Below are 13,081 nucleotides of genomic sequence, written 5' to 3'. Positions count from 1 at the left end.
CAAGACTGCTTTTTAGGAGGCAGTTTTGGCTCGCGGCGACCTGACAGAAATGGAATGGCGGATTATCGAGGGGTTGTTGCCCACTGAACGCGGCAGGAAGTCCCGACCGTCGCACGATAATCGGCAATATCTGAACGGTATGCTGCATGTCCTTCGGGTCGGATGCCCCTGGCGCGACATGCATGAGCGATACGGAAAGTGGAATTCAGTCTATGTGCGCTTCCGCCGTTGGGCCGAACAAGGCGTTTGGGACGCCCTGCTTGAGACCCTCGTCGAACTGGGGCTGGCGGATGACTGGCAGCACATGATCGACAGCACCACTGTTCGCGGCCATTCGCAGGCGGCGGGAGCAAAAGGGGGACTTATCAGGAGGCTTTTGGTCGATCACGCGGCGGCTTTACGACGAAAATCCACGCCCGAGCAGACGGTCAGGGCCGCCCTCTTGGCTTCGTCCTGACAGGCGGCGAAGCTTCAGACTACAACGCCGTTCCTGACTTGCTGGCGATACCGGTCGGCAAGCCGCGACTGTTCCTCGCCGACAAAGGCTACGACGGTGACTTCCTGCGTGAAGAGCTTCTGATCCACGGTATCAGGCCGGTCATTCCGCCAAAAGCCAACCGAAAGAACCCGCCTGCCTGCGACTTTCGGGTGTACAAGGATCGAAACCGCATCGAGCGGATGTTCAACCGTCTCAAGCAGTTCCGGCGCGTCGCGACCCGATACGATAAGACACGAAAATCCTTCTCGGCATTCCTCGCCCTGGCAGCCGCATATGGCTACCGTACTTTGTCAACAGGACCTAGGACGCTGTGCTCCTCCTCTGCACTCAAGACGCCTTTATCGACCAGAAGCGTAAGCAGCGAGGACAGGATCGCAGAATTGGAGAGGAGAAGCGCTTCAGTTCTGAGACGGGAAGATTCAGACGACATTGGGCCCTCGCTTGAAGATATCTCGCCCAAATAATGCTTTTACTTCACTGTGGTTCCAGCGTCTCTGTCAAGCCGCTCGCGCCGGCCCGATAATTTCTCGTGCCGCAGCGATGCGTAGCAGGGGGCCGGGCCGGCGCGATTTGCCTTCTGACGTTGCAGTCGCAAATGATGCTCAGATGTCGACATGGATCCGCGTTGTGAGCTTATGCGTCAGGTGGGATGCAAGACGGAGCGCGAAAGCGACAGCAGGCAGGGTGGGGTTGGCTTGGCTTGATGTCGGAAAAATTGAGCTGCCCGCGACGTAGAGATTCTCAAGATCATGAACCTTGCAGTTCCGGTCAACTGTGCCGTTGCGCCTGCTCGTCGACATCTTGGTCAATCCGATCTGATGGTAGCCGTCAATCGCCTGCGCTTTGACTTGAGCTTCAAGCTCCTGAGGCGGACCAAAAAAAGTCAGGCTTCCGGCAGTTGCTCCGCGTAGGGCTCGGTCGAGCAACATGTGCGACCTTACAACCGATCTATAGTCGTCATCGCAGTAGCGATAGTCGACTTCCAGGCGGTGAGCGTCAAAGGCATCCCGCTCATTCGATAAGCGGACCCTGCTGCTGTATAGCGGCGTGTGTTCGGCGTGATAGCGTAGCCAGTAGGTGTTGGTTGGATTGGGAACGAAGAAATGCGGATATCGCAGCAGTCGGTTCTTAAGCAAGTTGTGGCAGGTAAGTGCCGCCTGACCGGGATGGCGCAAAATTGCGCCCGCGGCCTTTGCGGCCGAAAAATCCTGCCGTCTAGCGCTTTCGCTTTGGGCGCGGAAGCGCAGTAATTGATAAACGGCTGAGGCGCCGTCGTGAGCACCATCGGCAAGATGCTCGTAATTTTGAGGCCACATGACCGTGTTGAGCACCTGCTGCGATTTCTGCGTTGTCGCATTCAGCTGGAACCGGCCCCGCATATATGTCCCATTGGCAGTTCGTTTGAATAGGACGTGCTGGGCGAGCTGGCGATCGCGAAACTGGACCGAGGCGATCGCGCCGGTTAGATGTCCCATGTAATAGTGGCCGGTCGTTGCGGCTTCACCATTCAAAATCGTGCTGGATACGGCCTGAAGCTGTAATAGCAGGCGGGCATTCTCCCGGCCGCCACAAGCCAGCACGTAATATTGTGCCTGAAACCTCTGCGGCCTCGATTTCTCCTTGGCATTAAGGGCAAGGACAACGCCGGTCGTCGTGTCGAGCTCGAAACTTATAGCGGTCGTGTGGAGGGCGATCGTCAAATTCGGCGTCGATTTCAGGGCGGATCGTTTCGATCTCTCAACATTTTGGACCCGCGCCCAGCTTTCCACATTGGCCGGGTGGTCCGCAAGAATGCTGGCCGGCCGGGCGGCAACAAAGTCACTTGTCAAAAAAGCGTGCGCTTCGGAGTAAAACGGCTTGATCTCAGCATGGTCGATTGGCCAACCGCTGTCGGCTACATAGTCTCGCGTTTCAAAATCGATATCGTCATATTCGACACAGCGTCCTCCCCACCAGCGCGATGTACCACCCAGTCCACGATATACGGTGAGTGCTGCCGGTCTGTGGTGTGTTTCGTCTGGAATGACCAGTCTGGAAAGATCCTGGGCCTCAACGTCCGTTTCAGTCCCGCCCGATTCAAGCAGCAGCACGCGTCCCTTGCTTCCACGTGCGATGGCGAGGGCTGTCGCAAGACCGACCGGGCCGCCACCAATAACGCAGACGTCGAATGCGTAGGATGAATATCTGCCCTGACTGACATTCATGGTCCCACCCTAAGTCGCCAAAGAGAGGAGAATATATACATAGGTTGGTCTGAGCGGACAATCACTGATCTCTAGTCTATTAAGTGGTAAGGCATCGAATAAATCACAGATTTATAAGAAGAGGTCCAGCATGTGTGATAAATAAAGCGAATTCTGTGAGTGTTGTGTGTTGGAGTATGTCCTGGATATGTTAACGACGAAATACTTATGTCAACTAAATAGTGGTTAGTTCCGCATAAGATGAAAACCGATTTCGTAAAATCGGGTGTGATTTCTGGATAAACAGAAGAAACTACTTGATGATCGTAAATTGATATGTTTAGTTATTGATTAATCTCTTCGGTTTTGGCCGTCATATAATAAATGATGGGCCCCTCTGGGGAAGTATTATGGGTGCATTGGTAGGTGGGTGATGAAGGCTGTTATTCTTGCTGGTGGCTTGGGCACGCGTCTGTCGGAAGAGACCTCTGTTCTTCCCAAGCCGCTTGTAGAGATAGGTTCAGAGCCCATCCTTTGGCACATTATGAAGATTTTCGCCCGTCATGGCGTCAAAGACTTCATCATCTGCTGCGGCTACAAGGGGCATCTGATCAAGAAGTATTTCCAGGACTTTCGCGTGCGTGGCGCGAGCGTCACTTTTGACCTTGGAACCTCCGCTGTCACCTATCTTGATCCTCCGGAAGAAGACTGGCGCGTGACGCTGGTTGACACGGGCCTGGAAACCATGACCGGCGGGCGGCTAAGGCGAATACGACATCTTCTCGGCAACGAGCCCTTCTTCATGACCTATGGTGACGGGGTCGGTAACATCGACATCACCGCGCTTATGGAGTTCCACCAGGGCCACGGGAAGAGCGCGACTGTCACGGCCGTGCAGCCAACCGGCAGGTTCGGGGCCATGTATCTGGAAGAAGACGATCCTGTCGTGCGCACCTTCAACGAGAAGCCGAACGGAGACGGCACATGGATCAGCGGCGGGTTCTTCGTCCTAAATCCGTCGATCTTCCCCCTGCTGGACGGCGATGAGACGATTTGGGAACGAGGTCCCATGGTTCAACTGACCCGCCAAAGCGAACTGGTTGCCTATCGCCATTATGGCTTCTGGCACCCAATGGACACGCTTCGCGACAAAGTCGTGCTCAATGAGATGTGGTCAAATCAACAAGCGCAGTGGAAAGTCTGGTAGCCAGGTGAACCATGAAGTTCGTTTCTCTTTCCGGCTCAGATGTGAAGCTGATCGAACTCGATATTCGCGCCGACACACGCGGCCGTTTCGCACGCACCTGGTGTGCTGATCTTTTCGAAAAGGCCGGCCTCGATTTCCGGCCGGTTCAAGCCAATACCTCTGTAACCACAATTCGTGGCGCTGTGCGTGGCATGCATTTCCAACGGGCTCCCCATGAGGATGCCAAGGTCGTCAGATGCAGCTTGGGGCGGATCCATGACGTGGTCGTCGATCTGCGGGAAACGTCGGCTAGGCCAGGGGCCGTCTATCAGGCCGTGCTCGACGGGGAGGGCGACACCATGCTCTACATTCCAGGTGGTTTTGCCCATGGGTTCCAGGCGCTCAGCGATACTGTCGTCGTCGAATATCTGATGGGGGTGCCTTATATGCCGAGCCTCTACGATGGCGCGCGTTTCAACGACCCGCTGCTTGCGGTTTCTTGGCCAGAGCCTGTAACCGAAATCTCTGAAAATGATCTGCGATGGCCGGATCTCGGTCCGCGAATGCCGTGGCTTGGCCAGAAGGTTATGTCATGATCAACGGGACGATCAGCGCGGCGGTTCAACTGGCTGAGCCAATCTCATCTCCGGTCGGGATGATGGATCTCCTTCACACCTTGTTTCCACTGCCGCGCAGCCTGACTGGTGATGGGGTCCGCGAAACGCTAAGCATCATCAAAGATCATATCCCGCTCACCATCCACGAGATTCCTACGGGCACGAAAGTGTTCGATTGGGAGGTTCCCCAGGAATGGAATATCCGCGGTGCGACGATCAAGACGATGGACGGCAAGACGCTCGTCGATTTCGGCGACAACAACTTGCACGTGGTTGGCTATAGCATACCCGTCAATGGCACCTTCAGCCGCGAAGAGCTGACCAGGCATATTCATACACTCGAAGATCAGCCCGACGTCATTCCTTATCGCACGTCCTACTATGCCTCAAACTGGGGATTTTGCCTGCCCCATAGCCTTTGGATGTCGATGCAGGATGATTATTATCGCGTCGAGATCGACACGACGCTCGCAGACGGATCTCTGACCTATGGCGAATTTTTCCTTCCCGGCCAGACGGCCGAGGAAGTCCTGATCTCGGTCCACATCTGTCACCCGAGTCTTGCCAATGATAACCTTTCCGGAATTGCTGTTGCCGTCGCCCTGGCGGCGGAGCGGGTGCGGCAACGGGAGAGCACCGCCAACAACGCTCAACTCGGGCTACGCGTGCTCTTTGTTCCTGCAACGATCGGATCGATCACCTGGCTGGCGCAAAATGAGCCGAAGCTTGGCCGAGTTCGACACGGGCTCGTCTTGACCTGTGTGGGGGACGCGGGCCCTTTTCACTACAAGAAATGCCGATCGGAGGCAGCAATCGATCAGATTGTGACGCATGTCCTCGAACACGCCAATCTCAAATACGAGGTCGTCGACTTTTCACCCTACGGTTACGACGAAAGACAGTACGGCTCTCCTGCTATCGATATGCCCGTCGGCTGTCTCATGCGCGCCGTACACGGAACCTTTCCTGAGTATCATACCTCGCTCGACAATCTGGATTTTATCAACGAGGCGGCATTGATCGCATCCCTGGGTGTCGTGCGCGAGGTCGTCTCAATTTGTGATCGCGACCGCGTTTACGAGCGGATCGATGGCCGCGGCGAGCCCCAGCTTGGGCGGCGTGGTCTCTACCGCGCTATCGCCGGTCAAAGAGATGCCGGCGGACCGTCGCAAATGGATCTTCTGTGGGTGCTGAACCTGAGCGATGGCAGCCATTCCATCTTCGACATCGCCGAGCGAGCAGGGATCCCTTTCCTTCGAGCCTGGGCCGCAACGCAAATCTGTCTTCAAGCTGATCTGATCAAAGAGGTGAGCCATGCACGTCGCTGAAACAGCCAATAACGCCATGCCGACGAAGATTTACGGGCGCATTACCGCATGCCGCTCTTGTGGATGCGGCGAGCTTGTCTCGATTTTGGATCTCGGAAAGCAGCCACTCGCCAACGCCCTCCTGGAGCCCGACAGCCTCGCCGTCTCTGAACCGCTTTTTCCGCTCGAGGTCGTCCTTTGCATGGAATGCGGGTTGCTGCAGGTCAGTGAAGATGTAGCTCCTGAAATCCTCTTCGGTCAGGATTATCCTTACTATTCCTCCTTTATTCCCGCTCTTCTCATCCACAGCCGTTCCCACGCGCTTGATCTTATGGACGAGCGGCACCTGGGGGAAGACGACCTTGTTGTCGAGATTGCCAGCAACGATGGTTATCTCCTGAAGAACTTCGTCGAGAACCGCGTCCCCGTGCTTGGTATTGATCCGGCCAAGGGGCCGGCAGAAGCAGCAATTGCAATCGGGGTACCGACCCTTATCGATTTCTTCGGTGCGAGGGTCGCCAAGAAGCTGGTCGAAGAGGGGCGTTCGGCCTCCGTAATGCTGGCCAATAATGTCCTTGCCCATGTTAACGATATCAATGACTTCATTGAAGGGTTCGCAATTTTGCTCGCTGAGGACGGCGTCGCCGAATTCGAATTCCCTTATGTCCGGGATCTGGTCGAGACCTGCGCCTTCGACACTATCTATCACGAGCACGTCTTTTATTACTCGCTCGCCGCACTCGAACCACTCTTTGGCCGTCATGGCCTTTATCTCAATGACGCCAAGAAGCTTGAAATCCACGGCGGTTCGCTACGGCTACGGGTGAGCAAGAAGCAAGGAAAAACGGCCGTCTTGCAGCAACTGCAGACGGATGAAGAGCGGCTTGGTCTCAACGGCGCCGACTATTACCAGAGCTTCGGCCGCCACGTTCAGCAATTGCGCCAAGACCTGCGCATCATGCTTCAAGACATTCGCGCCAACGGCAAGACAATCGCGGCCTACGGCGCGGCCGCAAAGGGCGCAACCCTCCTCAACTACGCAGACCTACCCGATGACACGATTGCCTTCGTTGTTGATCGCAATACCCACAAGGTTGGCAAGTTGATGCCGGGCGTGCGTCTACCAATCAAGCCGGTCGACGTCCTCGACGCCTCGCCCCCTGATTACTTGCTCATCCTGCCCTGGAATTTTGCCGATGAAATTGTCTCGCAGCAGAAGGCGTTCCACGATCACGGCGGCATCTTCTTGAAAGCAGTACCCCATCCGCAGCGTCTGGAGATCGCCAGATGAACAACAGTCTCAGGCGGCCAAACCTCGTCTTTGCCAGGGTCGGGCGTTTGTCCTTGCATCGTACGTGGCTCGTCGAGCCGAAACCTGATCGAAACTGGGATCTTCAACTAAGCACTTATGACAAGGGTCTCGCCGATCTCAACGATGGCGACACCCCCTTGTCCTACGATATGGGGACCAAGTGGGACAGTATTTGCCGGTATTTTCGCGACCAGCCTGAACTGTTGGACCGCTACGAATACGTCATGTTTCCCGACGACGATCTGCTGTTTGATCCTGGAAATATCAGCCGGCTTTTTGCGATTGCTGCTCAAAACGACCTCGATATTGCGCAGCCATCCCTTATGCCGTCCAGTCACATTTCCTATCCAATTACAGCGCATTGCCCGGCGTTTCTGCTGCGATACTCGAACTACATCGAAGCCATGTGCCCAGTGATCAAGACCTCCTATTTTCGCCTGCTTTTGCCAAGCATCGAGCGCTGGCCGACCGGCTGGGGGCAGGATGACATCTGGGCAATGCTGATGCCAAACCCGGTCTATCGTGCAGCCTTCATTGACGCCGCACCGATGATCCACACGCGAATGCTTTACTCGGGCGAAATCTACCAGACGTTCAAGCGCCTTGGCATGGATCCGGAGGCCGACCTTCGCGATGTAAGGCGGTCGTTCGACAAACTGCCGAAGGGCAAGCTCATCTATGGTGGCATTACTGCAGAAGGCAAGCGGGTCGGCCGCGCGGCAGCCAATGCGAGCAACGGCATCCACCTCGTACGGGTCTCAGCCGGAATGAGATGCCGAAGGGATGCCTTCAGAGTGGGATGCGGAATGATTGCCCGCATTTTTACCCGCTGGCGGTACCGCCCAGCGCAACTCAAAACAATTGTCCGCAAAGATCCAAAGACCAATCTAGTCAGCGTCAGGTAACGGGAGAGACATCATGCGCATTTTGGTGACTGGAAATATGGGCTATGTCGGCCCGGTCGTTGTGGCCCATCTTCGCGACCGCTGGCCCGACGCCGAACTCATCGGCTATGACAGCGGATTTTTTGCGCAATGCCTGACCTCGCCAGGTGCTTTCCCCGAACGTATTCTTAACGAACAGGTGTTCGGTGATGTCCGCGATTTCCCGGCCTCTCTTCTCGAGGGCGTCGACGCGGTTGTCCATCTGGCGGCCCTCTCCAATGATCCAATTGGCGTCCGGTTCGAAACGCAGACCGACAGTATCAACTATGCTGCAAGTCTTGCGATCGCAGCCGCTGCAGCGCAGGCGGGCGTAAAGAGCTTCATATTTGCGTCGAGTTGTAGCATTTACGGCTTTGCCGAGGGCGGCCCGCGTAAGGAAGAGGATCCGCTCAACCCGCTCACAGCCTACGCTCGCTCGAAGATTGCAACAGAACAAGCGCTGTCGAAGCTCAACGCACCTGATATGGTGGTGACTTGCTTGAGGTTTGCTACTGCCTGCGGCTATTCCCCGCGCTTGCGTCTCGACCTTGTGCTCAACGACTTCGTTGCCACCGCTTTGTCGACTGGCGAAATCAAGGTCTTGAGTGACGGCACGCCCTGGAGACCGCTGATCGACGTCCACGACATGGCGCGTGCCATCGAGTGGGCACTGACCCGCGATGCAGCCAACGGCGGACAGTTCCTGGCAATCAATGCCGGTCGTGACGATCACAATCACCGCGTTTCGGACCTCGCAAACGCCGTCGCCGAAAAGATTCCCGGCACTCGCATCTCGATCAACGAGAATGCGCCGCCCGACCGGCGATCCTATCAGGTCGATTTTCGCCGATTTTCTGAGATCGCTCCAGACCATCAGCCGGTCATGTCCCTGTCTCAGTCGATTGATCGCCTCATCGACGGTCTGACCGAGGCCAAAAATGCCAGCCGCGAGGTCATCCCTGCCGATACCAAGCGTCTCGCTATCCTGGAAAATCACATGAACGCGGGACGGATCTCGGCCGATGTCCGCTGGTTAAACTGACCTGAAGAGGACGATATGGAACACAAGGGATATGCCATCTTGGGCGGCGGTATGGCTGGCTTTGGTGCTGCCAACGTCCTGTTTGCCAACGGGGTAAAAGCAAAGCTCTATGACAAGCGCCCGAGGCCGGGAGGTTTGACCTCGAGCTTCGGGTCAGGTGATGGCTTTGTCTTCGACGAGGGCGTCCACATCTCTTTTACCAAGAACACACGCGTAAAAGAGCTGTTTGCACAATCCACTGGTCAGCATTTCCAGGTGGGCAATGTCTATTGCAACAACTACTGGCATGGTCACTGGATAAAACATCCGGCCCAGGTCAACTTGCATGGACTGCCGACCGATCTTGTGGTGAATTGCATCAAAGATTTTGTCGAAGCGCGACAGATCGAAGCGCCTAAAATTTCCAATTATGAAGACTGGCTGATGGCGGCCTATGGCAAGACCTTCGCCGACACCTTCCCGATGGTCTATACCCGGAAATATCATACAACCGATGCCGCAAACATGTCGACGGACTGGCTCGGACCGAGGCTCTATAGGCCGAACCTTGACGAAGTCCTGAGGGGCGCCCTCGAGCATGAGCCACTCGATGTCTTCTACGTCAACGAGTTTCGCTATCCGACCGAAGGGGGTTTTGAGTCTTTTATCAAAGGCTTCTACGACAAGGCTGAGGTTCTGTGTGATCACGAGATCGCCTCGATCGACATCACGGAAAAGATCCTGATGTTCAAGAACGGGACATCGGACCGGTTTTCAAAACTGATTTCCTCCCTACCGCTCACTGTCATTGTGCCACTGATCAAAGACGCGCCGCGTGAGGTCCGCGAGGCTGCGGCGCGCCTCGCATGCACCCAGGTCGTGGTTGTTAATATCGGCCTGAACCGGCCGATCGAGACGAAACCGCAATGGTCCTATTTCTACGACGAGGACATCCCTTTCGCTCGGGTGAGCTACCGCGATAACCTGTCTCCGATGACGGTTCCGAAGGGGTGCGGGGCAATGCAGGCCGAGATCTATTTCAGCGAAAAATATCGTCCTCTGGAGGGTCCCGCAAGTGACTGGATTGAGCCCGCCATCGACGCTCTAATCAAAGCCGGACTGGTCACGTCCCGCGCAGAGGTGATCCACCAAAGCGCGATAATGCTGCCCTTCGGCAATATCATCTTCGATCTCGAGCGCAAGGCGGCCGTCGATATCGTACACGGCTATCTTGATGAAGTCGGCATCGAATATTGCGGGCGATTTGGCCAATGGGGTTACATCTGGACGGATGCGGCATTCCTAAGCGGCGAGCGCGCCGCACGTGCGGCGCTCGGGATGAATGCAGATGACGAGGAAGAGCGCGCTTAGAACTAAAGGACACGGTGCGAGCAGATAATGTGACGAGTGTCCTAAAGGCGGGTCCGACGCTTTGCGTGAGAGCTAAGGTACTATTAAGTATAGTCCTGTGGATTTAGCTGCGGAACGGTTTGACAAAGAAAGTATAAGATAGGAATACTATTGCAGGAGTGGCGAGGACTCGTACCCCCGGCAGTAGCCGCGGGTCTTCGCCTACTTCTCAAACAAGTGGCGCCCGCATTTGAGCCTCTTGCGATTGCAAAGACGTTCGACAGAGAAGACACTATCATCAAAGCGAGCACGTGAAGGCGCGACTTGCGGCATTCTGTCGTTTCGGCTGACATGAAAAGCGTTTCCACGGCCACTTGCACCCAACTAGCAGTGGCTTGCGCAAAATAAGCCGGTCATCATGTCGCTTAGCATCTTCCAATCATTTATGTTCGTCAGACTTTTCAGGGATTAGTCTCGTTTCCTATTAGCAAGCGAGGATTAGGTTGCCGTCCGGATCATCCCGTGAAACAAATCCAAGACTTAGCAATGTCGGCGTTCACGGATTGGGTACGGGGGCGGGCAGATGCACAAACTGATGCAATGGTTAGGTATCGATCCTGCGCTGCGCCATTCCGCGGGTCGGCGTCGTATCGATCTTGGTGATGATGATCCGACTTATCCTATCTACGTAATCGGTGACGTCCATGGATGTCTCGACGAGTTGAAGGCAGCGGAACAGCGCGTCAAGGATGACCTGAAAGGGAGCGGCCAGCGCGCCCTGATCGTGCTTCTCGGCGATTACGTCGATCGTGGTCCAGCGTCAGCAGACGTGATCGATCATCTCAGTTCAGGCCCAGATCCGGATATCGCGCGCATTGCTCTATGCGGCAATCACGACGACGTCTTCCTGAAATACCTGAAACGACAGCAGAGCTTGCACAGATTGCTCGAGCTTGGTGGCCAGCAAACCCTTCTTTCCTACGGCATAGACATCCGCGAGATCGACAGGGCACTGCTTCGAAGGCCGAACCACGTTCGCGACCTGCTAACGGAACTTATGCCGCAATTCCATCTTGGTTTTCTCGAAAGCCTTCCAGTCCTCCTGCGCATAGGTCGCTACGTCTTCGTCCATGCTGGCCTAAGGCCCGGCGTGCCACTTGCAGATCAGCGTGATGAAGACCTTATGTGGATCAGGGAGCCCTTTCTGACGGACGGGCCCGACCTTCCTTATCTCGTCATCCATGGTCATACGCCATGCAGCGAAATCGAGTTCAAGCCAAGCAGGATCGCAGTTGATACCGGGGCCTATTTCAGCCGACATCTCTCGGTGTTGAAAATCGACGGCGGTGAGGGGAGTGTTATCTGAGACATCGCGTCAACAGTCTTCGCTGCGGGGCGGTCGAGGCGACGGCCCGACTGTCCGATGTAGAAGGCGCTGTCGCACGGGCTTTGCCGCTAGCGGACGCTTGCCGTCACACTTTGGTCAACGGCGTTGCCATTCGCCTGTAACAGCGACATCGACCCGTGGATGATCAACATCCACAACGTGATCGATATTCCAAAAGCACCAAGGGTGTTTTTTAAACGTGATGACATGAGAGCCTCATAACAGTCTCCCATCGATAGCGTGCCAAGCCTGCGGAAGTGTCAATGAGGGTAGTTAGCAAGCCGTTAAATAGAATATCAGGCGGCTGCGACGCAGGCGGCCAGGAGGCCATGAAACGCTCAGGACACATGCCGATCGGCGACAATTCTCTCGTTATCCGTCTGTGTCGGACATCGACTTAGAAGCCCTTACCACCCTTCAGCTCACTGATGACGGTGCCGATCATGATCGTAATGTCGAGCCTCAGCGACAGGTTCTCGATATAGTAGAGGTCGCTCGCTATGCGCGCTCGGGCCTTCGAGGGCCGGTCTGTTGGTCCGCGCAGCCCGCGCATCTGGGCAAGGCCTGTGAGCCCAGGGCGCACTACATGCCTGTTGTGATAAACGGGGACAAGATCCTCGTAGAGTTTGCCGGCGGCGAGCATGCCGATCGCGTGGCACCGCGGCCCGACCAGGGACATATCACCTTTGAGGACGTTGAAAAGCTGCGGCAGCTCGTCAACATTCGTGCGTCGTAGGATCTTGCCGATCCGTGTTACCCGACAATCATTTTTGGTTGTCTGAGCAATCCCGCTCGCGTCGCAGTCCTCGAGCCGCATCGACCGAAATTTAAAAACCTCGATGACTTTGCAGTCCTTTCCCCAGCGTTTCTGCCTAAACAAGACCGGCCCCGAGCTGTCGAGCTTGATCGCCAACGCGACCATGAGAAGAAGCGGGAAAAGGATGACTAACGCGATCCCGGATATTACGATGTCCATTCCCCGCTTTCCTGCCGCAGTCCGCTGGGGAATATCGCGCCGCGCCATGGCACCTGGAAGCAACTGGCCTGGAACAGCCACCGTGGAAGAAGATGTGTCGACTTTAAATGCACCCGGAAGATGCACGTCATAAGCGCTCATCGTTTCGCCCTTATAGCTGGTGATTTTGATGAAGTTGAGTACAAATTTAATATATCACCGCTTTGAGATTGCGTCATTACTAAAATTAACGAGAAGGTAACTATATTTCGCGCGTTTAATTGTTTGCTGATTTGAGTTGGAACTTGAAACGGAAGACAAACCAATCCAAGCTTAAAGGA

Annotated in this window: 11 protein-coding genes and 1 pseudogene; 10 read left to right on the top strand and 2 right to left on the bottom strand. The window is 55.5% G+C overall.

The genetic code is table 11. The features are described 5' to 3' along the window. Positions 1 to 49 precede the first annotated feature (49 nt). Together BM216_RS34900 and BM216_RS34895 are read left to right on the top strand one after the other, a co-directional pair. Positions 50 to 298 (top strand): annotated as a pseudogene (locus BM216_RS34900) (transposase); the annotation flags it as partial. Further along, on the top strand, positions 295 to 963 hold the full coding sequence (locus BM216_RS34895; RefSeq protein ID WP_244530417.1) for an IS5 family transposase: 669 nt from the start codon (positions 295 to 297) through the stop codon (positions 961 to 963). The pseudogene BM216_RS34900 and the gene BM216_RS34895, both read left to right, overlap by 4 nt. Positions 964 to 1,101: 138 nt before the next feature. Here BM216_RS34895 and BM216_RS30500 read toward each other — a convergent pair whose 3' ends face one another. Continuing rightward, positions 1,102 to 2,703 carry a GMC oxidoreductase gene (locus BM216_RS30500; RefSeq protein WP_093003705.1) on the bottom strand — a complete coding sequence of 534 codons (1,602 nt, stop codon included), beginning with the start codon at positions 2,701 to 2,703 and terminating at the stop codon, positions 1,102 to 1,104. 412 nt (positions 2,704 to 3,115) lie between these two features. Here BM216_RS30500 and rfbF point away from each other — a divergent pair, with 412 nt between their 5' ends. The 8 genes from rfbF (at position 3,116) to BM216_RS30460 (ending at position 11,764) form a co-directional block, all read left to right on the top strand. Beyond that, positions 3,116 to 3,889 carry a glucose-1-phosphate cytidylyltransferase gene (gene rfbF / locus BM216_RS30495; protein WP_093003703.1) on the top strand — a complete coding sequence of 258 codons (774 nt, stop codon included), beginning with the start codon at positions 3,116 to 3,118 and terminating at the stop codon, positions 3,887 to 3,889. A gap of 11 nt (positions 3,890 to 3,900) precedes the next feature. After that, the gene (locus tag BM216_RS30490) at positions 3,901 to 4,464 is read left to right on the top strand and encodes a dTDP-4-dehydrorhamnose 3,5-epimerase family protein (RefSeq protein WP_093003701.1); all 564 of its coding nucleotides are present in this window, start codon (positions 3,901 to 3,903) and stop codon (positions 4,462 to 4,464) included. Further along, positions 4,461 to 5,813, top strand: coding sequence for a DUF4910 domain-containing protein (locus BM216_RS30485; RefSeq protein WP_093003699.1), 1,353 nt, complete (start codon positions 4,461 to 4,463; stop codon positions 5,811 to 5,813). Before BM216_RS30490 ends, BM216_RS30485 begins: the two co-directional genes overlap by 4 nt. Continuing rightward, the gene (locus BM216_RS30480) at positions 5,800 to 7,083 is read left to right on the top strand and encodes a class I SAM-dependent methyltransferase (RefSeq protein WP_244530413.1); all 1,284 of its coding nucleotides are present in this window, start codon (positions 5,800 to 5,802) and stop codon (positions 7,081 to 7,083) included. The genes BM216_RS30485 and BM216_RS30480 overlap by 14 nt, the downstream gene beginning before the upstream one ends. Further along, the gene (locus tag BM216_RS30475) at positions 7,080 to 8,009 is read left to right on the top strand and encodes a DUF707 domain-containing protein (RefSeq protein ID WP_093003694.1); all 930 of its coding nucleotides are present in this window, start codon (positions 7,080 to 7,082) and stop codon (positions 8,007 to 8,009) included. The genes BM216_RS30480 and BM216_RS30475 overlap by 4 nt, the downstream gene beginning before the upstream one ends. Before the next feature lie 13 nt (positions 8,010 to 8,022). Beyond that, entirely contained in the window at positions 8,023 to 9,069 is a 1,047-nt protein-coding gene (locus BM216_RS30470; protein ID WP_093003692.1) for an NAD-dependent epimerase/dehydratase family protein, read from the top strand. Positions 9,070 to 9,084: 15 nt separating this feature from the next. Then, positions 9,085 to 10,419 carry a protoporphyrinogen/coproporphyrinogen oxidase gene (locus tag BM216_RS30465; RefSeq protein WP_093003690.1) on the top strand — a complete coding sequence of 445 codons (1,335 nt, stop codon included), beginning with the start codon at positions 9,085 to 9,087 and terminating at the stop codon, positions 10,417 to 10,419. Between the two features lie 562 nt (positions 10,420 to 10,981). After that, positions 10,982 to 11,764 (top strand): metallophosphoesterase family protein, encoded by a 783-nt coding sequence (locus BM216_RS30460; RefSeq protein WP_093003688.1) that lies wholly within the window; start codon positions 10,982 to 10,984, stop codon positions 11,762 to 11,764. Between the two features lie 418 nt (positions 11,765 to 12,182). Here BM216_RS30460 and BM216_RS30455 read toward each other — a convergent pair whose 3' ends face one another. Further along, a complete protein-coding gene (locus BM216_RS30455) occupies positions 12,183 to 12,902 on the bottom strand; it encodes a sugar transferase (protein ID WP_093003686.1) in 720 nt (239 codons plus the stop codon). Positions 12,903 to 13,081: the final 179 nt, after the last annotated feature.

This window comes from Rhizobium sp. NFR07 (assembly GCF_900111905.1).
Lineage (GTDB): Bacteria > Pseudomonadota > Alphaproteobacteria > Rhizobiales > Rhizobiaceae > Neorhizobium.
The sequence above is the reverse complement of the archived record's forward strand: the minus strand, read 5'-3'. Positions and strand labels throughout refer to the sequence as shown.

Coding starts and splice junctions, on each gene's coding strand:
- BM216_RS30500 (WP_093003705.1), bottom strand. CDS start 2,703: ATGAATGTCAGTCAGGGCAGATATTCATCCTACGCATTCGACGTCTGC.
- rfbF (WP_093003703.1), top strand. CDS start 3,116: ATGAAGGCTGTTATTCTTGCTGGTGGCTTGGGCACGCGTCTGTCGGAA.
- BM216_RS30490 (WP_093003701.1), top strand. CDS start 3,901: ATGAAGTTCGTTTCTCTTTCCGGCTCAGATGTGAAGCTGATCGAACTC.
- BM216_RS30485 (WP_093003699.1), top strand. CDS start 4,461: ATGATCAACGGGACGATCAGCGCGGCGGTTCAACTGGCTGAGCCAATC.
- BM216_RS30480 (WP_244530413.1), top strand. CDS start 5,800: ATGCACGTCGCTGAAACAGCCAATAACGCCATGCCGACGAAGATTTAC.
- BM216_RS30475 (WP_093003694.1), top strand. CDS start 7,080: ATGAACAACAGTCTCAGGCGGCCAAACCTCGTCTTTGCCAGGGTCGGG.
- BM216_RS30470 (WP_093003692.1), top strand. CDS start 8,023: ATGCGCATTTTGGTGACTGGAAATATGGGCTATGTCGGCCCGGTCGTT.
- BM216_RS30465 (WP_093003690.1), top strand. CDS start 9,085: ATGGAACACAAGGGATATGCCATCTTGGGCGGCGGTATGGCTGGCTTT.
- BM216_RS30460 (WP_093003688.1), top strand. CDS start 10,982: ATGCACAAACTGATGCAATGGTTAGGTATCGATCCTGCGCTGCGCCAT.
- BM216_RS30455 (WP_093003686.1), bottom strand. CDS start 12,902: ATGAGCGCTTATGACGTGCATCTTCCGGGTGCATTTAAAGTCGACACA.